Source organism: Eubacterium sp. AM46-8 (assembly GCF_003466705.1).
GTDB lineage: Bacteria > Bacillota > Clostridia > Lachnospirales > Lachnospiraceae > Lachnospira.
Window position 1 is genome coordinate 1 of sequence record NZ_QSEU01000004.1, and the last position, 19,669, is coordinate 19,669.

Sequence of the window (19,669 nt, forward strand, 5' to 3'; positions counted from 1 at the left end):
TTGAAATCCACACAATTAGTACATATTTATAAAAAAATACATACCGGAAATTATAGTGTTTATATTACTTAATACTTTCAATAATCGTATATTTTATAAAAAAATACATACCGGAAATTATAGTGTTTATATTACTTAATACTTTCAATAATCGTATATTTTAAGATTTCCAATAAAGATAAATCAGATATATCTGTACCAACCGATGAAAATGGTTTATATCCACAGCAGACATATGATTCATCAATTATTGATACTGATGAATTTTATCTTTGTGAAAGAATCATATCAAAAAAAGATTATCTTGAAAAGCAGGTTGTAAATATAAATGAAGAAGTTACATTTACAACATCTTGGATGAATACTTTTAAACACGATGTCAGAGATGAGTATCCGTCAAATACAATACAATGTCCAAAGCTTTCTCTGGTTGTCAATGATGCATATATTACAAAATCTTTAAATGGTGAATCAAAAAGTGACTACGATTATATAATTCTGGATATAACAGTTAAGAACTGTTATGATTCTCAAATAATGTTTGATCGAAGCATGCTAATACAGAATTATATGGGAAAAGATATGCTCTTTTCTGAAGAAGCATGGAGTTCTTTATCTGTTGAACCATCAGAGAATTATAAAATATATATCAACAGTCCAAGAAAATGCGTTAAACAGGTATTAGGAATAAGAGAATATTCACCATATCAATATGATATTATTGATCCTAGTGAAAAAAATAATCGCGTAATAAACACTGATGCCGGTGAAACTATAGGCTACACTAATCATATACTCTATACAGATCCCGGTGAAACTGTACATTTCAGAGTTGTTACTATAGTACAGAAATCACTTACACCTAATATTGATAAAGGATTGATTGTTGCTTCTTATTCTGGACAAAAACTTAATAGTGAATATTGCGTTATAATACCAAAGGATAATATAAAATATGAGGAGAGTATAACATGGGAAGAGGATTGGTGGTTGAATTAAAAAAAGCTTTCTGTAATAAAGTTTTTTATGCTGTTATATTAATTGGAATTGTTGCTGCAATTATGGCATTTTTTAATTCGACAGCATGGGGACTGAGTAAATACTGGCTTAAATATATGGCAGGAGATGCAGTGACTGTTGAGTCTGCTTTGCGGTCAAATTATACGGATATGCCGCTTGAAGTATGGATGCCACGATATGGAACATCGAACCGGTATTATTATCTATGGATAACAATACTTCCGATTTTATGTGTACTTCCATATGGATTAAGTTACTATAATGAAAAAAGAAAAGGTATGATTAACCAGCTTATATACAGAATGGGACGAAGACAGTATTTTACAATTAAATTATTGGTTTCATTCATTAATGGCGGTTGTGTGGCTGTTATACCGATGATTGTTAATCTACTGATGTGTATGTGCTTTATTCCATGGGGAATGCCGCTGCTTTCTACTAAACTTTATCCGGTAGTTGAAGGAAATGTTTTTGATAATATATTCTATACAAGACCATTTTTATATGTGTGCATATATCTTGGATTAATGTTTATATTATTTGGCTTAATAAACTGCCTTGCATTGTTTTTTGTGTATTTTATAGATAATGCATTTGCACTTATGATAACACCTTTTGTGTTGTATTTTGCTGAACATGTTCTATTCTCTCTTGGCTTTGGCAGGGGAGAACTCTCTCTGCTGAATAATAGTAATCTGTATAATGTTTTTAGTATAAATATGTGGATGTATGTAGTTCAACTATGTATTTTGCTCATAATCGATCTGCTTTTTCTAATCAGAATTAAAAAAGACGTTCTCTAATCACAAATATAGAAACGAGGGAGCTTATGAAAATTTTAAAGAAATATTTGGTATTAATTATAACGGCAGTATTACTTATTATAACTGCATGCAGAATAATATATGTAAATGTTACTTATCCATCAGGAAAAATAAAATATATAAATGTTGATGATGACATGAATTATAAAAATATTTCATTTAAAATCAGTGATTCTAATATATACAGCAAACAGGACTGGCAGAGTTATATTGCCGGACAAAATATTGAAGCAGAAGAGAAAGCTCATAAATTATTGTATGGATATGTTGATAACAGTGTCAATCCATCTGATTATGACTACTACGTTAATTATAATCCATATGATGATTATTATGTTCTTACACTCGATATAATGATATTCACGCAAAAAGAAGAAATTATTAATAATTTCATAAAAATATAGATGTTTCAAAAAGCTTTGATACATATGAATATTATAATGACAATTATTATGTAAACGAGTTGACAAAAAATGAAACTGAAACAGAAGATGGTTATACACATATTAAACGCGTATATATAATGAACGACAATCCTGATAAATTATATTTATCATGCAGAGATCTCGGAAATAATGTCATGGTTAAATTATATTGAGAGAACAGAAAGGAAGCAGCTAATGAAAATAAAAATATGTGATTACAGCAAGAAATTAAAAGGCTCTATGATTCTTTCAAATATTAATCTTACATTTGAAAGCGGAAATATATACGGCTTAAAAGGAACTAACGGCTGTGGTAAAACTATGCTTATGAGAGCAATATCAGGCTTAATATTACCTACGGTAGGTAAAGTTATAATTGACGGAAAAGAGATTGGAAAAGATATTTCGTTTCCAGAAAATATGGGATTACTGTTAGAGTATCCATCGTTTATCAACGGTTATTCAGGACTGAAAAATCTGGAAATGATAGCTTCAATAAAAAATAATATTTCAGTTGATGATGTCAAAGCATGTATATCCCGTGTTGGTCTTGATCCAGATGATAAAAAACCTTTTCGTAAATATTCACTTGGAATGAAACAAAAGCTAGGGATTGCCTGTGCCATTATGGAAAATCCAGAACTGTTGATTCTTGACGAACCTTTTAATGCACTTGATGAGAAAGGGATATCTATTATAAAAGATATAATTGAAGAATTTCGTGATAATGGTGCAATTGTTATCATGAGCTGTCATGATAAAGAACTTTTGTGTGATATTAGTGATGTAATTATTGATATGTATGAAGGAAAGGTTACTAATGAATCGTAATATCAGAATTAATATGCATGTAAAAAAAATCATGGCATTTATAGTGCTTCTTTGTATTGTTAGTTTCATACATAGCATATCATTGATAAACATTATACAGAGAATGAATGATGCAATGCATCACTGCATCCTTAGTGCTGTTGATTTTATAATAACCGTAGGTGGTGCAAGATTTATAAATGTAATTATACTTCCGTTAAGTGTAGTCTTATTTTACATCTTTTGTTGGAGTAACGAATTTAATTATAATTACTTTATTCGTATGAAAAACAGACATTATATTGGTATATCAATATGTTTTAAATTATTGGTTATATCTGGTCTTTTTGTTGCTATTTCATATATATGTACCAGTATCAGTGCTATATTGGCAACTGATAAGTTCAGTTGTATGAATCTACCAAACAGTTTAATTAACACAGAATTGTATTATACATCATCTTTAACTTATAACAGACAAAATCCCATTATATTAATATTAATGGAAATATTAATCTCATTTTTTGAAGTATATTCAAGAAGCATGATTGGTATTATTCTGTATATAAAGTATGGGAAAATGATTTTAACCATCATTGCCATAATGGGTACAGGTTATATTATTCCATTCAGAATGATTAAATATATTAAAAAAAGTGGTTTTAATCTGACATATGGCACTTTTTATACAGAATTAATCAATGCTGACATGTATTTAAAAGCTATTCTTGTTCCTATGATATGCATCTTTATAGCATATTTTATAATCATTATTGTTCTGAAAAGGAAGAATTATCTATGATTAGTAAAAATACATTTATACAAACATTTAAATTTGATATCAGGAATTCATTGAGGTGTAACAAATGGCTGATTACAGGCTGCATTGTTTTATTTATCATGGCAGCTTTATTTATTATGAATCAGTCAAAGACATATTCACATCAGATTAATTCAATGCGTGGTTATGTACAAGGTGATAAAAATTATATTTCTGATGAATTACATGTACCTGATTATTTGTTATTTTTGTACCGTGGCACACCATGTATATCAAAAAGTAACATAACCAATTCCAATAAAACTGAAATACCGGTTATGTACATTTCACTTATGATTATATGCTGTTGTGTAACTTCACGATACCTTACAAGTAACATATGCAGAATTTCTATACATTATTCAAGGACAAGAACAGAATGGATAATATCTAAACTTATATGTGATTTTATAATATTATTCATAGTTTTATTTTCTGGAGTGTTTATTAGTATATTTTATGGCAAAGGTTCTGGCGGTTATAACGAAAGTATACTGAAGAAAATTATGTATATAAAACAATATAATGGCAGTATGAAGGATTTTATTTTACTTATATTGTTATTCATATTGGGTGCTTATACGATTTCTGTTATACAGATATGTATTTCACTTGCATTTTCATATATAGCCGGATTACTTGCAGCACTCGTTATATATATATCATCTATTTTTTCTAGTAATATGTTATTCATAGGAAATGCCTGCATGCTGCAGAGATGCAGTATGTTTAATGATACTGGCTGGAATCCATGTATCTATATTATAATAATCCTTATAATTCTTATAATAACTGTTATTCTGACTATTATGATCAATTCAAAGACAGATTATTTAAACAATTAAGAAAAAACAAGATAACTTGATTAAAACCCCATTTCGTAGTATATTCTTTGATAGTCAAATATGACTCAAAACTATAATTGCGAAATGGAGTTTAATTTATGGTTAAAATCGCACTTGACGCTATGGGCGGAGATAACGCACCAGCAGAGATTGTCAAAGGAGCAGTACAGGCTGTTGCTGCTGATAAGGACTGCTTTGTATATCTTGTAGGTAAGGAAGAAAAGATTAAAGAATGTCTTAACGGACAGCAGTATGATTCATCAAGAATAGAGATTGTTAATGCAGATGATGTAATTGAAACAGGTGAGCCTCCTGTTATGGCTATAAGAAGAAAGAAAGAGTCTTCTCTGGTTAAGGCAATGTATATGGTTAAGAATAAAGAGGCTGACGCATTCGTATCTGCCGGAAGTTCAGGAGCAATCCTTGTTGGTGGTCAGACTATCGTTGGAAGACTCCGCGGAGTTGACAGACCTCCAATGGCAGCACTTATTCCTACTAAGGATGGTGTTTCACTGCTTGTAGACAGCGGTGCTAATGTAGATGCAAGAGCAACTATGCTTGTGCAGTGGGCTGTTATGGGTTCTATATATATGGAGAATGTTGTCGGCATTAAGAATCCAAGAGTTGCAATTGTCAATGTAGGACTTGAAGAAGAAAAGGGAAATTCACTTGTTAAAGAAACATATCCAATGCTTAAAGAGTGTCCTAACATTAACTTTATAGGAAGTATTGAAGCAAGAGAGATTCCTAACAGCTATGCAGACATCATTGTATGCGATGCATTTGTTGGAAACTGTATCTTAAAGCTTTATGAAGGTGAAGCCAAGATGATACTTGGAAAGATTAAAGGTGTTATGATGTCATCTTTAAAGACTAAGATTGGTGCGCTTCTTATTAAGAAAGCATTAAAGACACAGCTCAAGTCAATGGACGCTTCAGAACACGGTGGTGCTCCTCTTATCGGTCTTAATGGTCTTGTTGTCAAGACTCACGGAAATGCTAAGGCTAAAGAGGTTAAGAATTCATTAATCCAGTGTGTAACATTTACAAAAATGAATATAAATGATAAAATTATTGAGGCGCTCGGTCAGATTCCAGAGCAGCATAATTAAACATTGAAAGGATAGATATTATGGAATTCGAGAAGTTACAGAATATTATTGCAGATGTACTTAACATTGATAAATCAAAGATTACTCCAGAGACAACATTTGTTGATGATCTTGGAGCAGATTCATTAGATGTATTTCAGATTATCATGGGAATTGAAGATGAATTCGATATCCAGATCCTGATGATGCAGCTGAATCAATTGTAACAGTTAATGATGCAGTTGTTCAGATTCAGAACGCAACTAATAAATAAACCATACAGATAGCGATGAATAACAAGAGCATAAGGAGCAAATATTCTTGCATAATTTGTTCCTTATGCTCTTGTTTTCAAAAGTTCGCAGAAGGTGTATTAATGCATAATAAAGATTTGTCTGTGTTTATGCAGACTATTGGTTATGATTTCAAAGATATAAGTTTGCTTGAAGTTGCTCTTACTCACAGTTCTTATGCCAATGAGCAGAAGAAAGGAATGTGTGTGGATAATGAAAGAATGGAATTCTTAGGCGATGCTGTTCTTGAGCTTTCATCAAGTGATTATATATATAAGAATCACTCAGAGATGGCTGAAGGAAAGATGACAAGACTTCGTGCCAGCATTGTATGTGAGCCTACACTTGCTTTATGTGCAAGAGCTATTAAGCTTGATACATTTATAAGACTTGGTAAGGGGGAGGAACTTACTGGTGGAAGAAGCAGGGATTCTATTGTATCAGATGCCTGCGAAGCTGTTATAGGAGCCATCTATCTTGATGGTGGTTTTGCTAATGCAAAAGAATTTGTTAATAAGTTCATTCTTAATGACCTTGACAATAAGAAACTCTTTTTTGATAGCAAGACTATATTACAGGAAGTTATTCAGGGACTTGGAAAAGAAGTTGATTATGAATTCATCGGCGAAGAAGGTCCTGAACATAACAAACAATTCGTTGTAGCTGCTGTAGTTGACGGTCTTTTTAATATTAAAGGAACAGGCCACACTAAGAAATCAGCATCTCAGAATGCAGCATATGCTGCACTTATCGAGCTTAAGAATAAAGGCTACGATATCAACTCTGATAAGAAATAATAAGTGAGGGGTTATGTATTTAAAAAGTATAGAAGTACAGGGATTCAAGTCATTTGCTAACAAGATAGTATTTGACTTTCATAATGGTATTACAGGTATTGTAGGGCCTAATGGTTCTGGTAAAAGTAATGTTGCCGATGCTGTGCGCTGGGTTTTAGGTGAGCAAAGTGCCAAGCAGCTTCGTGGTTCTAAGATGGAAGATGTTATATTTGCAGGAACTGAGAACAGAAAGCCGGTTGGTTTCGCATTTGTATCTATAACACTTGATAACAGCGACCATGCACTTCCGGTTGATTACGATGAAGTTACAGTATCAAGAAGAGTATACCGTTCAGGTGAGAGTGAATATCTTATCAATGGTAACTCATGCCGATTAAAAGATGTAACAGAAATGTTTTATGATACCGGTATTGGTAAGGAAGGATATTCTATTATCGGACAGGGACAGATTGATAAGATTCTTTCTGGAAAGCCTGATGAAAGGCGAGAGCTTTTTGATGAAGCCGCTGGAATTGTTAAATTTAAAAGAAGAAAAGCTACTGCAATCAAGAAACTTGAAAATGAGCGGGCTAATCTTGTCCGTGTTAATGATATTTTATCAGAGCTTGAAAAACAGGTCGGACCATTACAGGTCCAGTCTGAAAAGGCCAAGGAATATCTTGACTATAAAGCTGATTTAAAGAAATATGATGTAAATGCATTTCTTTTGGAATCAGACAGGATAAGCAAAGAACTTGAAGAACTGACAGGAAAGATTGGCATTGCTGATAACGACCTTTCCAATTCAAGAGCTGAGTATGAGAGTACCAAGGCTGAATATGAAGAAGCTGAGGAACAGCTTTCTAAGGTGAATTCCGACATTGAGAATGTTAATTCACTTTTATCAAATACTGAGCTTGAAAGCCAGAGACTTAACGGTGAGATTAATGTTATCACAGAACAGATTAACAGATTCACTGATAACGAAAAGCATTACAGTGAAAGAATTACAGCTATTGATAAGGATAAAGCTGCAAAACAGACCAATGTGACTGATTTTAAGAAACAGCTCGATGAGCTTTCAACATCCGTAGAAGAGTTCGAGAATAATCTTAAAGCTAAACAGGATGCTGCTGATGTTATCAGGCAGGATATTGACGGAGTATCAGACCAGATTGAGAGCCGTCAGAACGATATCTACGACAGACTTAATGCAAAGTCTTCTATTAATGCTGAGAATCAGAAGTTTGCAACTATGCTTGAACAGCTTAATATAAGAAAAGCTGAACTTAACAGTCATCTTATTAAAGATAAGAGTGATGAAGCTGAACAAAATATCAAGATTAATGATATCAGTGCAAGATTAGAAGCTGCACAGAAAAATGCTTTGGAAATAGCTGAAAGAATTACAACCAATAATGATGAAGTTACGGCTATTAAGAATGAAAATGCTGACCTTAATGCACAGCATGATAAGATTGTACAGAATTATCACAGAGAAAAATCAAGACTTGAATCTCTCGTTAACATTACTGAAAGATATGACGGCTATGGCAACAGTATCCGTAAGATTATGGAATTAAAGGACAGCAATCCTGGAATTCTTGGTGTTATTGCGGATATTGTCAAGGTTGAGAGAAAGTATGAAACAGCTATTGAGACAGCATTAGGCGGAACAATACAGAATATTGTTACTGATAAGGAATCTACTGCTAAGGAGCTGATTGCATATCTTAAGCAGAATAAGCTTGGACGAGCTACATTTTTACCTCTTAATGCAATATCAGGAAGAAATACTCTTGAGAAAGAGCCATGTATTAAAGAAAATGGTGTTATCGGAATTGCAAGCAACCTTGTAAGAGTTTCTTTCGAATATGAGAACCTGGCTAAGTATCTTCTTGGAAGAATTCTCGTTGTTGATAATATTGATAATGCGCTACTTATTGCCAAGAAATACAAATACAGCTTAAGGATTGTAACTCTTGAGGGTGAGCAGCTTAATCCAGGCGGTTCTATGACCGGTGGTGCTTTTAAGAATTCAAGTAATCTTCTCGGTAGAAGAAGAGAGATTGAAGAACTTAAGAAATCTGTATCAGGACTCAGCAAATCATCAACTGAGCTTAAAACTAAGATTGCAGATAACAGAGCTAAGATAGCGTCTATAAGAGAGCTTATTGATGCAGATAACAAAGCTAACAGAGAGGCGTCTTTAGCTGTTAACACAGAGCAGATGAATCTTAATCAGGCAAAGCAGAAGTTATCTGAAATCAAAATTATATATGATAAAGATAAGGCTGAAACTACTGAAATTGACAGACAGATTAAAGAGATTGATGAGAATAAGAATCAGGTAAGCGGAAGCTTAAGTGCTCTTGAAATCCAGAATGAAAGTTCAAGAAAAGAGATTGAGAATCTTAATAAACAGCTTGAAGCAAAGAAGGCTGAACTTGATAAAGCTAATGATGATATTGAGAATCTTAAGATAAGATTCAGTTCTGTAGAACAGAAGACAGCATTTATTCAGGAGAACATTACAAGAATCAATTCTGAAATTGCTGTTCTTGAATTAGAAGAAGCTGATATAAGACAGCGAAAAGCATCTTTATCATCAGAAGTTGAAGATAAAAACGCACAGATTGAAAAATTAAGAAGTGATATTCATAAAGCAAAGAATCAGATAGCGGACTGCAACACTAAGATTGAGACTCTCCGCAAGGATAGAGATATTATTAATGCAAGTCATAAGACATTCTTTGATAAACGTGAGAAGATTAATGAACAGATTGTTCTTCTTGAAAAAGAAAGCATGCGTCTGCATAACCAGCAGGAAAAGTTGGAAGAAGAGAATGACTCTATAGTAGATTACATGTGGAATGAATATGAGCTTACATACAGCTATGCTGCTGAATTAAGAAGTGAAGAGCTTACTGATATATCTGATATTAAGAAGCAGATTAACATTCTGAAAGCCAATATTAAAAAGCTTGGTGTTGTTAATGTCAATGCTATTGAAGAATATAAGGAAGTAAGCGAACGGTACAACTTCTTAAAGACACAGCATGATGATATGATTAAGGCTGAAGAGGCTCTTGTCCAGGTTATTGATGAGCTTGATAATGGTATGAGAATTCAGTTTAAAGAGAAGTTTGAAGAAATTAAGGTTGAATTCGATAAGGTATTCAAGGAATTGTTCGGTGGCGGACGAGGCACAATAGAACTTGTTGAAGGTGAAGATATTCTTGAGGCAGGAATTGTTATTATTTCACAGCCGCCAGGAAAGAAGCTACAGAACATGATGCAGTTATCCGGTGGTGAAAAGGCACTTACTGCAATTGCACTTCTTTTTGCCATTCAGAACCTTAAACCTTCACCATTCTGTCTGCTTGATGAAATTGAGGCCGCACTTGATGACTCAAATGTAGGAAGATATGCTAATTATCTCCACAAGCTTACAAAGCATACTCAGTTTATTGTTATCACTCACAGACGAGGAACAATGGCTGCAGCTGACAGACTGTATGGTATAACTATGCAGGAAAAGGGTGTATCTGCACTTGTTTCAGTAGACCTTATAGCTAATGACCTTGACAAGAAGAAGGAGTAAATATGGGATTTTTTAGTAAATTAAAAGAAGGTTTAACCAAGACCAGAGATAATATTGTTTCCGGAATTGATTCTGTTTTCTCAGGATTCTCATCTATTGATGACGATTTCTATGATGAGCTTGAAGAAACCCTTATTATGGGTGATATAGGTGTTGTTGCAACCGAGGAGATTCTTGACGACCTTAAGAATAAGGTTAAAGAGAATAAGATTAAGAATCCTGCTGACTGCAAGCAGCTTCTTATTGACAGTATTAAGGAAAAGATGAATCTCGGCGAGAATGCATATGAATTTGAGAACCGCAAATCTATTGTTATGCTTATTGGTGTTAATGGTGTAGGAAAAACTACATCTGTAGGCAAGCTTGCCGGTCTCCTTAAAGCACAGGATAAGAAAGTTATTATGGCCGCTGCTGATACATTCAGAGCTGCAGCTATAGAACAGCTTACAGAATGGTCTAACAGAACAGGTGCTGATATTATTGCACAGAGTGAAGGCTCTGATCCAGCTGCTGTTATATATGATTCAATTGCTGCATGTAAAGCCAGAAAGGCAGATGTTCTTTTATGTGATACAGCAGGACGTCTTCAGAATAAGAAGAATCTTATGGAAGAGCTTCGTAAGATTGACAGAGTTATAGAAAGAGAGTATTCTGATGCATACAGGGAAAATCTTATCGTTCTTGACGCAACAACTGGTCAGAACGCCCTTTCTCAGCTTAGAGAGTTTAATGATGTAACTAATATCACAGGTATTATTCTTACTAAAATGGATGGAACTGCCAAAGGTGGAATTGCAGTTGCTATACAGGCGGAATTTGGTATTCCTGTTAAATATATTGGGGTTGGTGAGAAAGTCGAAGATTTACAGAAGTTTGATTCAGACACATTTGTTAATGCATTATTTGATGTAGATAACGGCTCTGATGAAGATTGATAAGTTAATAAATTAAGATGGGAGATTAAGTGTAATGGAAGAATTAACATTGAAAAGTTTCGAGGAAGCTGCTGAGAAGGTTAAGGAAGCAACACTTCCTACTAATCTGGTATATAGTGAGTATTTCAGCAGCCAGACTGGTAACAGAGTATACCTTAAGCCAGAGAATATGCAGTACACAGGTGCTTATAAGGTAAGAGGTGCATATTACAAGATTAGTACGATGTCAGAGGAAGCAAGACAGAAGGGACTTATTACAGCTTCTGCCGGAAATCATGCACAGGGTGTTGCATTTGCAGCTAAGAAATATGGGGTTAAGGCAACAGTAGTTATGCCTACAACAACACCACTTATCAAGGTAAACAGAACTAAGGGATACGGTGCAGAGGTTATTCTTTACGGTAATGTTTATGATGAAGCATGTGAATATGCAATGAAGCTTGCCAATGAGAAAGGACTTACATTTGTTCACCCATTTGATGATTTAGATGTTGCAACAGGTCAGGGCTCTATCGCAATGGAGATTATTAAAGAGCTTCCAACTGTTGATTATATTCTTGTTCCTATTGGTGGAGGCGGACTTGCAACAGGTGTATCGACACTTGCAAAGCTCCTTAATCCTAATATCAAGGTTATCGGTGTTGAGCCTGCTGGTGCTAACTGTCTTCAGGAATCTCTTAAGGCTGGAAAGGTTGTTACACTCCCATCTGTAAGTACAATCGCAGACGGTACAGCAGTTAAGACACCAGGAAGCAGGTTATTCCCATACCTTCAGAAGAATCTTGATGATATCATCACTGTGCCTGATGAAGATTTAATAGTTGCATTCCTTGATATGGTAGAGAATCATAAGATGATTGTTGAAAATTCAGGTCTTCTTACAGTTGCAGCATTAAAGCAGCTTGATGTTAAGGATAAGAAGATTGTTTCAATTCTTTCAGGTGGTAATATGGATGTTATTACAATGTCATCTGTTGTTCAGCAGGGACTTGTACAGAGAAGCAGAATCTTCACTGTTTCTGTACTTCTTCCAGATAAGCCGGGTGAACTTGTAAGAGTTGCTTCTATTATTGCAGAAGCTAACGGTAATGTAATCAAGCTTGAACATAACCAGTTCGTAAGCATTAACAGAAAAGCAACTGTTGAGCTTAGAATTACTATTGAAGCTTTCGGACATGAACATAAGGATGAGATTGTTGACAAGCTTGAAGCAGCAGGTTTAAGACCTAGAATTGTTAAGGTAAACATTTAATCACTATCTGCAGAGGGAAATCTATGAAGAAATATTCTTTCAAAAGATATGCAGGAGTTACAATGGCATTATTTGGGGCAGCTGCGCTGTCCCTATTGCTTTTTTTTGCATTGTTCAGAATTGATGCTATCCACAAAGCATTTTCGCATATATGCAAAACTCTTATGCCTTTTATAATTGGCGGGGTATTAGCATATGTAATATGTCCAATATGTAATTTCTTCGATAATATATATAATAAGGTATTTAAGTTTATTAAGAATGAGAAGAAAAAGAAATGCCTGTCCAATAATCTTAGTGTGTTTACAGGGCTTCTTATAGCAATTCTGTTCATATATTTTATGATTATTGTTATTATTCCTAATCTTGTAAACAGTGTTATACGTCTTATTCAGATTATTCCTGATAATGTCAATAAAGTTATTGATTTTGTACAGAAGTTTCTTAACGAAAATGAAACTCTTATGAAATATTCAGAGAATATTATCGATAAAACATATACATTTATTAACGACTGGCTCGGTAACGAGTTTCTTGGATATGCACAGGGAATTGCTTCCGGTGTTTCAACCGGTGTAGTTAATATCATTGTTGTACTTTTTAATGTTCTTATCGGATTCATTGTTGCAGCGTATCTTCTTACTGCAAGAAAAAAGCTTGCAAAGCAGGGAGAGATGGTTGTCTATAGTATATTCAAGAAAGAACGTGCTGCCAGCGTTATGGAAGAGATTAAGTATACTGATAAGGTGTTCAGCGGCTTTGTTAATGGCAAAATCCTTGATGCCCTTGTAATAGCACTTATATGTTTTATAGCACTTAAGATATTTACAATATGTAATCCTGGCAAAGAGATGATGAGTGAGATTCTTATTGCATTCATTGTTGGAATATTTAATGTTATTCCTTTCTTTGGCTGGTACATAGCATGGTTTATCGGAGCTTTATTTTGTCTTATTGTCAATCCTGCACAGTGTCTGTTCTTTGTAATATTTAATTTCATATTACAGCAGATTGACGGTAATATTATCGGACCTAAAATTCTTGGTAATACTACAGGAATCTCAAGTTTCTGGGTATTGTTTGCAATACTCCTCTTTGGTGATATATGGGGATTTGCAGGAATGCTTTTAGGTGTTCCTATATTTGCAGTTATATATCATCTTATTAAGAAATGGGTGTTTAAGAGACTACAGATTAACGGAATGGAGAATTTAAGCGAAGAATATGAGGCTGAATATCCTCCAAATGAGCGTGAAAAGAAGCTTGAAAGCTGATTTAATAATTTTTAAAAAGTGTCAAGTAAAAATGCTTGACACTTTTTTAAATATCTGATATTATACTCAAGGCTTATGAGTCAATCATGGCTTATATGATATTTAAGTTTGTGGCAGGTATTATGGAAAGAATTGTTGAACAGAATCTTTTATATGATTTTTATGGAGAGTTACTTAACGACCATCAGAAGAAGATATATGAAGATGCTATCTACAATGATTTATCTCTCAGCGAGATTGCCGATGAATACGGTATATCAAGGCAGGGAGTACATGATCTGATTAAGAGAGTTACGAAGACACTTGATGGATACGAGGCTAAGCTTCATCTTATACAGAAGTTCCTTGAAACCAAGGACAAGGTATCTAAGATTGATTCTTTAGTTGATGATTACATGGAAAGCCAGGATATATCTGATATTCATGAAATCAAGAAGTTATCCAATGAGATTCTTGAAGAATTTTAAGGAGAGATATTATGGCATTCGATAGTTTATCAGAGAAATTGCAGAATATTTTTAAAAATCTTCGTGGTAAGGGCCGTTTATCAGAAGCTGATGTTAAGGCTGCTCTTAAGGAAGTTAAGCTTGCCCTGCTTGAAGCTGATGTTAACTTTAAGGTTGTTAAGCAGTTTATCAAATCTGTAGAAGAAAGAGCAATCGGTCAGGATGTTATGTCAAGTCTTACACCTGGTCAGATGGTTATCAAGATTGTTAATGAAGAGATGGTATCTCTTATGGGATCTGAGACAACTGAGATTGCCTTGAAACCTGGTTCTGAAATTACTGTTATCATGATGGCAGGTCTTCAGGGTGCTGGTAAGACTACTACTACAGCAAAGCTTGCTGGTAAGTTTAAGGCAAAGGGAAGAAAACCTCTCTTAGTTGCCTGTGATGTATACAGACCAGCAGCCATTGAACAGCTTACTATTAATGGTAATAAACAGGGTGTTGAGGTGTTCTCTATGGGAACCAACCAGAAACCTGTTGATATTGCCAAAGCTGCTATAGCTCATGCTAAGAATAACGATTTTAATACAGTTATTCTTGATACAGCAGGACGTCTTCATGTCGATGAAGATATGATGAATGAGCTTATAGAAATTAAAGCTAATGTATCAGTTGACCAGACAATTCTTGTAGTTGATTCCATGACAGGTCAGGATGCTGTTAATGTTGCTTCTTCATTCAATGAAAAGGTTGGCATTGACGGAGTTATCCTTACTAAGTTAGATGGTGATACAAGAGGTGGTGCAGCACTTTCGATTAAGGCTGTTACCGGAAAGCCAATTCTTTATGTTGGTATGGGTGAAAAGCTTTCAGACCTTGAGCAGTTCTATCCAGACCGTATGGCATCAAGAATACTTGGTATGGGTGATGTCCTTACCCTTATTGAGAAAGCTGAAGCACAGCTTGACGCTGATAAGGCTAAAGCTATGGAAGAAAAGCTTAAGAAAGCAGAATTTGATTTTAATGACTTTCTTGAGTATATGGGACAGATTAAGAATATGGGTGGTATCAGTTCAATTATGAGCATGATGCCGGGACTGTCAGGTCAGATGAAGAATGTTTCAATCGATGATGATGAAGCAGAGAAGAATATGAAAAGAACTGAATCTATCATATATTCAATGACTAAGGCAGAAAGAAGTAATCCGGACATACTTAATCCTTCAAGAAAGAACAGAATTGCAAGAGGTGCAGGTGTTGATATTGCAGATGTTAACAGACTTGTCAAGCAGTTCGAACAGATGAAGAAGATGATGAAGCAGATGCCGGGAATGATGAAAGGTGCTAAAAAGGGACGTTTCAAGTTACCTTTTTAACATAGATTAATTTTTAAGAATAATACAGGAGGTGAATGTAATGGCAGTAAAGATTAGATTAAAGAGATTAGGTGAGAAGAAAAATCCTTTCTATAGAATTATCGTAGCAGACTCAAGATCTCCAAGAAATGGTAGATTTATCGATGAAATCGGTACTTATGATCCTAATTACGATCCATGCAAGCTCAACATTGATGCTGAGGCTGCTAAGAAGTGGTTATCAAACGGAGCTCAGCCTACAGAGGTTGTTGGAAAGCTTTTCAAGATGGCTGGTATCGAAAAATAAGACTAGTGGAGGTGTAATTGACTATGAAAGAATTAGTGGAAATTATCGCTAAGGCACTAGTTGATAATCCGGATGAGGTTGTAGTAACAGAAACTGAAAAAGATAAGGCTCTTGTAGTCAATCTTAAGGTTGCTCCTTCGGATATGGGCAAAGTTATCGGCAAGTCTGGTAGAATTGCCAAGTCAATAAGAGCAGTTGTTTCAGCTGCAGCTTCTAAGAGCGACAAGAAAGTGATTGTTGAAATAGATAATTAAGCAAACACTACTGTCTAAGGCAGCCTTTCGGGGCTGTCTGTTTTGTTATTTATATATACATTTATGTCAGAATGGAGAATTTAAGTGGAAGATATGTTAAGGGTAGGGGTCATAACATCGACCCACGGAATCAGAGGTGAAGTTAAGGTTTTTCCTACAACAGATGATCCTCTTCGTTTTAAGAAACTTAAGAAATGTGTTATCGATGGAAAAAGAGAACAGGTAGCTGTCACTGTATCTTCAGTTAAATTCTTTAAGCAGTTCGTAATACTTAAGTTTAAAGAATTTGATGACATCAATGATATAGAGAAATACACAAAATGCGACTTGCTCGTTTCAAGAGAAGATGCTGTTAAACTTGAGCCGGGAGAGTATTTTATATGCGATCTTATCGGACTTGATGTTATAACAGATGAAGGAAAGCATTTGGGCGTACTGAAAGATGTATTAGAGACAGGTGCTAACAATGTATATGAAGTAGAGGCGGACAATGGTGAAAGCTATTTAATACCGGTTATTGACCAGTGTATATTAGATCATGACCTTGATAAGAAGACTATAACAGTCCATATCTTACCGGGGCTTCTGGATATTAATAAATAATAAAGAAAATGTATTTTTAGTCTTGCATTATTTGCTTGATTATGATAATCTAAACAAGTTGTGAGAAAAAGGGATGGTCCTCTGTTACAGAACCTGTATTAAGAACATCATAATATTAAGGAGGTCACACATGAATACAATTATTAAGAACATCGAAGATGCTCAGCTTAAGGCTCAGGCTCCTGAGTTCAGAGTTGGTGATACTGTAAGAGTATCAGCTAAGATTAAGGAAGGAAACCGTGAAAGAATCCAGGTTTTCGAGGGAACAGTATTAAAGAAGCAGGGAACTGGCGTTAGAGCTACATTTACAGTAAGAAAGATTTCTAACGGCGTTGGCGTTGAGAAGACATGGCCATTACATTCACCTATCGTTGAGAAGGTTGAAGTTGTAAGACGCGGTAAGGCTAGAAGAGCTAAGCTTAACTACTTAAGACAGAGAACAGGTAAGGCTGCTAAGGTTAAGGAATTAGTTAGATAATTTTGTTATTCACGGTAAGGGACATTTGAAAAAATGTCCCTTTACTTATATATAAGCGACAGGAAAGGTCGGAATATTATGAGATTTTTTCAGAGAAGATATCAGGAAAATACTACATTGCTTAATATATGCAAATATGTAGCAGATGTATGTATTGTAATAGTACTTGCTTATGTTCTGGTTACATTCATATGCTGCCGTTCTACAGTTGTTGGTAATTCTATGGAGGAAACGCTATCTAATGATAACACTGTTCTTATAAACAGAATATCATATGCATTTAATGGACCTAAGCGATTTGACTGTATAGCTTTCGAACAGGATTCTGTTGATTCCTCTAAGATATACATAAAGAGAGTAGTTGGACTTCCAGGGGAAACAGTCCAGATAAAGGATGGCAGGGTATATATTAATGATGTACAGCTTGATGATTATGTTGATACGACAATACTTACTCCAGGTGTAGCTGCCAATCCTTATAAACTTGCTGATGATGAATACTTTGTACTTGGAGATAATCGTAATAATAGTGAGGATAGCCGTTTTGCCAGTGTTGGAATGGTTAAACGTAAGAATGTTGTAGGAAAAGTATGGATGGTAATAGAACCATTTGATTCATTTGGTTTTGTTAAATAATGGAGATATATATGGAAGAGAAGAAAAGAGCCATTAACTGGTATCCTGGTCATATGACTAAGGCCAGAAGAATGATGGAAGAAGATATAAAGCTTGTTGACCTTGTTATTGAGATTGTGGATGCAAGAATACCGTTAAGCAGCCGTAATCCGGATATTGATAAGCTGGCTAAAAATAAGGCACGTATTGTATTATTGAATAAATCGGACCTTGCAGATGACACAGTAACGGATGAATGGATAACATATTTTAAAGATAAAGGCTTTTACTGCCTCAAGCTTAACTCAAGACTCAATGTAAGCAACCGCGCAGTTAATAATCTTATAACTGTTGCATGTTCTGCTAAGATTGAAAGAGACAGAGCAAGAGGAATTAAGAACCGTTCCATCAAAGCTATGATTGTTGGAATACCTAATGTTGGTAAATCAACATTTATTAATTCATTCACCGGAAGAAAGAGTGCCAAGACAGGTAATAAGCCTGGTGTTACAAAAGGAAAGCAATGGATAAGAATTAATGGAAGTGTTGAGCTGCTTGACACACCGGGTATACTCTGGCCTAAGATAGAAGACAGGAATGTCGGTGAAAGACTTGCAATGATTGGTTCAATTAATGACCAGATTCTTAACATTGAGGAGCTTGCATTAGAAACAATTAAGTTTCTTAAGAAGAATTATCAGCCGCAGCTTTATAGCCGTTATGATATAACAGAAGATATATTCGATAATGTTGATACTGAAACAATGATGAATCCTGAAAATGCTGCTGCATTCTGTATTATGGAACATATTGCCAGAAAACGTGGCTGTATTAAGAAAGGTTCAGATATTGATTATGAAAAATGTGCTGCATGTATTCTTGATGATTTCAGAGAAGGAAAGATTGGTACAATCTCACTTGAAAGACCTTAATTAAGATACCGGAAAGGAAAGCTATGACACTTAAAGAAGAACGTGAACTTAAAAAAGCAGCAAAGCTGGAGGCTGAGAAACAGCGTATTGAAGCTATGCGTGAATATGAAGAAATGTATGATACATTTTCTTATATATGTGGAATAGATGAAGCTGGAAGAGGACCGCTTGCAGGTCCTGTTGTTGCAGGCGCAGTAATTCTTCCTAAAGGAAAAAGGATTCTTTATGTAAATGATTCCAAGAAATTAAGTGAGAAAAAAAGAGATGAGCTTTTTGATGTTATAAAAGAAGAAGCACTTTCATATGGAATCGGAATTGTATCTCCTGAAAGGATTGATGAGATTAATATATTACAGGCAACCTATGAAGCAATGCACGAAGCAGTTAATAAATTATCTGTAAAACCCGATATACTTCTTAATGATGCAGTTACAATTCCGGGAATTGATGTTAAACAGATTCCGATTATTAAAGGTGATGCCAAGAGTCTGTCAATTGCATCTGCAAGTATTCTTGCGAAAGTAACAAGGGACAGACTTATGACCGAATATGATTCTTTGTATCCGGAATATGGATTTGCCAGGCACAAAGGTTATGGAACTAAAGTTCATATTGAAGCAATAAAAGAGTACGGTCCATGTCCTATACACAGAAGAACATTTATTAAGAATTTCATATAATTACTATAAAAGAAAAGCAGGTAGATA

The 19,669-nt window shown here is 34.7% G+C and carries 21 protein-coding genes and 1 pseudogene; all 22 read left to right on the top strand.

The features are described from left to right. The first annotated feature begins 357 nt into the window (after nt 1-357). The 22 genes and pseudogenes from DW963_RS03535 to rnhB all read left to right on the top strand — a co-directional run bounded on the left by DW963_RS03535 (nt 358) and on the right by rnhB (nt 19,642). Complete coding sequence (locus DW963_RS03535; protein ID WP_117913869.1) at nt 358-999, top strand: hypothetical protein; 642 nt, start codon at nt 358-360, stop codon at nt 997-999. After that, nucleotides 972-1,823: a hypothetical protein gene (locus DW963_RS03540; RefSeq protein WP_117913870.1), complete on the top strand. Its 852-nt coding sequence runs from the start codon at nt 972-974 to the stop codon at nt 1,821-1,823. Before DW963_RS03535 ends, DW963_RS03540 begins: the two co-directional genes overlap by 28 nt. Nucleotides 1,824-1,849: 26 nt before the next feature. Then, a complete protein-coding gene (locus DW963_RS03545) occupies nt 1,850-2,248 on the top strand; it encodes a hypothetical protein (protein ID WP_117913871.1) in 399 nt (132 codons plus the stop codon). A gap of 216 nt (nt 2,249-2,464) precedes the next feature. Continuing rightward, the gene (locus DW963_RS03550; RefSeq protein WP_117914017.1) at nt 2,465-3,100 is read left to right on the top strand and encodes an ATP-binding cassette domain-containing protein; all 636 of its coding nucleotides are present in this window, start codon (nt 2,465-2,467) and stop codon (nt 3,098-3,100) included. Next, entirely contained in the window at nt 3,090-3,881 is a 792-nt protein-coding gene (locus DW963_RS13465; protein WP_117913872.1) for a hypothetical protein, read from the top strand. The genes DW963_RS03550 and DW963_RS13465 overlap by 11 nt, the downstream gene beginning before the upstream one ends. Next, complete coding sequence (locus DW963_RS03560) at nt 3,878-4,744, top strand: hypothetical protein (protein ID WP_117913873.1); 867 nt, start codon at nt 3,878-3,880, stop codon at nt 4,742-4,744. Before DW963_RS13465 ends, DW963_RS03560 begins: the two co-directional genes overlap by 4 nt. Before the next feature lie 98 nt (nt 4,745-4,842). Beyond that, nucleotides 4,843-5,856, top strand: coding sequence for a phosphate acyltransferase PlsX (plsX, locus tag DW963_RS03565; RefSeq protein ID WP_117913874.1), 1,014 nt, complete (start codon nt 4,843-4,845; stop codon nt 5,854-5,856). Nucleotides 5,857-5,876: 20 nt separating this feature from the next. After that, nucleotides 5,877-6,109: pseudogene (gene acpP, locus DW963_RS03570) on the top strand (acyl carrier protein). Between the two features lie 102 nt (nt 6,110-6,211). Then, entirely contained in the window at nt 6,212-6,925 is a 714-nt protein-coding gene (gene rnc, locus DW963_RS03575) for a ribonuclease III (RefSeq protein ID WP_117913875.1), read from the top strand. 13 nt (nt 6,926-6,938) lie between these two features. Further along, on the top strand, nt 6,939-10,508 hold the full coding sequence (gene smc, locus DW963_RS03580; RefSeq protein WP_117913876.1) for a chromosome segregation protein SMC: 3,570 nt from the start codon (nt 6,939-6,941) through the stop codon (nt 10,506-10,508). Between the two features lie 2 nt (nt 10,509-10,510). Next, on the top strand, nt 10,511-11,443 hold the full coding sequence (ftsY, locus tag DW963_RS03585) for a signal recognition particle-docking protein FtsY (RefSeq protein ID WP_117913877.1): 933 nt from the start codon (nt 10,511-10,513) through the stop codon (nt 11,441-11,443). A 34-nt stretch (nt 11,444-11,477) separates the two neighbouring features. After that, nucleotides 11,478-12,695, top strand: a complete 1,218-nt coding sequence (gene ilvA, locus DW963_RS03590; RefSeq protein WP_117913878.1) for a threonine ammonia-lyase — start codon at nt 11,478-11,480, stop codon at nt 12,693-12,695. A gap of 23 nt (nt 12,696-12,718) precedes the next feature. Next, entirely contained in the window at nt 12,719-13,969 is a 1,251-nt protein-coding gene (locus DW963_RS03595) for an AI-2E family transporter (protein WP_117913879.1), read from the top strand. An 86-nt stretch (nt 13,970-14,055) separates the two neighbouring features. Beyond that, a complete protein-coding gene (ylxM, locus tag DW963_RS03600) occupies nt 14,056-14,436 on the top strand; it encodes a YlxM family DNA-binding protein (RefSeq protein ID WP_012739290.1) in 381 nt (126 codons plus the stop codon). A gap of 11 nt (nt 14,437-14,447) precedes the next feature. Beyond that, nucleotides 14,448-15,794 (top strand): signal recognition particle protein, encoded by a 1,347-nt coding sequence (gene ffh, locus DW963_RS03605; protein WP_117913880.1) that lies wholly within the window; start codon nt 14,448-14,450, stop codon nt 15,792-15,794. A 40-nt stretch (nt 15,795-15,834) separates the two neighbouring features. Further along, the gene (gene rpsP, locus DW963_RS03610; protein ID WP_012739288.1) at nt 15,835-16,080 is read left to right on the top strand and encodes a 30S ribosomal protein S16; all 246 of its coding nucleotides are present in this window, start codon (nt 15,835-15,837) and stop codon (nt 16,078-16,080) included. A 23-nt stretch (nt 16,081-16,103) separates the two neighbouring features. After that, nucleotides 16,104-16,334 carry a KH domain-containing protein gene (locus tag DW963_RS03615; protein WP_012739287.1) on the top strand — a complete coding sequence of 77 codons (231 nt, stop codon included), beginning with the start codon at nt 16,104-16,106 and terminating at the stop codon, nt 16,332-16,334. Nucleotides 16,335-16,427: 93 nt separating this feature from the next. Next, nucleotides 16,428-16,937, top strand: coding sequence for a ribosome maturation factor RimM (rimM, locus tag DW963_RS03620; protein WP_154300859.1), 510 nt, complete (start codon nt 16,428-16,430; stop codon nt 16,935-16,937). 130 nt (nt 16,938-17,067) lie between these two features. Continuing rightward, nucleotides 17,068-17,415, top strand: coding sequence for a 50S ribosomal protein L19 (gene rplS / locus DW963_RS03625; RefSeq protein ID WP_012739285.1), 348 nt, complete (start codon nt 17,068-17,070; stop codon nt 17,413-17,415). A gap of 78 nt (nt 17,416-17,493) precedes the next feature. Then, the gene (lepB, locus tag DW963_RS03630) at nt 17,494-18,051 is read left to right on the top strand and encodes a signal peptidase I (protein WP_158568611.1); all 558 of its coding nucleotides are present in this window, start codon (nt 17,494-17,496) and stop codon (nt 18,049-18,051) included. An 11-nt stretch (nt 18,052-18,062) separates the two neighbouring features. Continuing rightward, nucleotides 18,063-18,962 carry a ribosome biogenesis GTPase YlqF gene (ylqF, locus tag DW963_RS03635; protein WP_286168992.1) on the top strand — a complete coding sequence of 300 codons (900 nt, stop codon included), beginning with the start codon at nt 18,063-18,065 and terminating at the stop codon, nt 18,960-18,962. 23 nt (nt 18,963-18,985) lie between these two features. Then, nucleotides 18,986-19,642, top strand: coding sequence for a ribonuclease HII (gene rnhB / locus DW963_RS03640; protein ID WP_022098613.1), 657 nt, complete (start codon nt 18,986-18,988; stop codon nt 19,640-19,642). Nucleotides 19,643-19,669: the final 27 nt, after the last annotated feature.

Bases quoted from the DNA above. Each gene is read 5' to 3' on its own strand.
- DW963_RS03535 (WP_117913869.1), top strand. From the start codon at position 358: ATGAATACTTTTAAACACGATGTCAGAGATGAGTATCCGTCAAATACA.
- DW963_RS03540 (WP_117913870.1), top strand. From the start codon at position 972: ATGGGAAGAGGATTGGTGGTTGAATTAAAAAAAGCTTTCTGTAATAAA.
- DW963_RS03545 (WP_117913871.1), top strand. From the start codon at position 1,850: ATGAAAATTTTAAAGAAATATTTGGTATTAATTATAACGGCAGTATTA.
- DW963_RS03550 (WP_117914017.1), top strand. From the start codon at position 2,465: ATGAAAATAAAAATATGTGATTACAGCAAGAAATTAAAAGGCTCTATG.
- DW963_RS13465 (WP_117913872.1), top strand. From the start codon at position 3,090: ATGAATCGTAATATCAGAATTAATATGCATGTAAAAAAAATCATGGCA.
- DW963_RS03560 (WP_117913873.1), top strand. From the start codon at position 3,878: ATGATTAGTAAAAATACATTTATACAAACATTTAAATTTGATATCAGG.
- plsX (WP_117913874.1), top strand. From the start codon at position 4,843: ATGGTTAAAATCGCACTTGACGCTATGGGCGGAGATAACGCACCAGCA.
- rnc (WP_117913875.1), top strand. From the start codon at position 6,212: ATGCATAATAAAGATTTGTCTGTGTTTATGCAGACTATTGGTTATGAT.
- smc (WP_117913876.1), top strand. From the start codon at position 6,939: ATGTATTTAAAAAGTATAGAAGTACAGGGATTCAAGTCATTTGCTAAC.
- ftsY (WP_117913877.1), top strand. From the start codon at position 10,511: ATGGGATTTTTTAGTAAATTAAAAGAAGGTTTAACCAAGACCAGAGAT.
- ilvA (WP_117913878.1), top strand. From the start codon at position 11,478: ATGGAAGAATTAACATTGAAAAGTTTCGAGGAAGCTGCTGAGAAGGTT.
- DW963_RS03595 (WP_117913879.1), top strand. From the start codon at position 12,719: ATGAAGAAATATTCTTTCAAAAGATATGCAGGAGTTACAATGGCATTA.
- ylxM (WP_012739290.1), top strand. From the start codon at position 14,056: ATGGCTTATATGATATTTAAGTTTGTGGCAGGTATTATGGAAAGAATT.
- ffh (WP_117913880.1), top strand. From the start codon at position 14,448: ATGGCATTCGATAGTTTATCAGAGAAATTGCAGAATATTTTTAAAAAT.
- rpsP (WP_012739288.1), top strand. From the start codon at position 15,835: ATGGCAGTAAAGATTAGATTAAAGAGATTAGGTGAGAAGAAAAATCCT.
- DW963_RS03615 (WP_012739287.1), top strand. From the start codon at position 16,104: ATGAAAGAATTAGTGGAAATTATCGCTAAGGCACTAGTTGATAATCCG.
- rimM (WP_154300859.1), top strand. From the start codon at position 16,428: ATGTTAAGGGTAGGGGTCATAACATCGACCCACGGAATCAGAGGTGAA.
- rplS (WP_012739285.1), top strand. From the start codon at position 17,068: ATGAATACAATTATTAAGAACATCGAAGATGCTCAGCTTAAGGCTCAG.
- lepB (WP_158568611.1), top strand. From the start codon at position 17,494: ATGAGATTTTTTCAGAGAAGATATCAGGAAAATACTACATTGCTTAAT.
- ylqF (WP_286168992.1), top strand. From the start codon at position 18,063: ATGGAAGAGAAGAAAAGAGCCATTAACTGGTATCCTGGTCATATGACT.
- rnhB (WP_022098613.1), top strand. From the start codon at position 18,986: ATGACACTTAAAGAAGAACGTGAACTTAAAAAAGCAGCAAAGCTGGAG.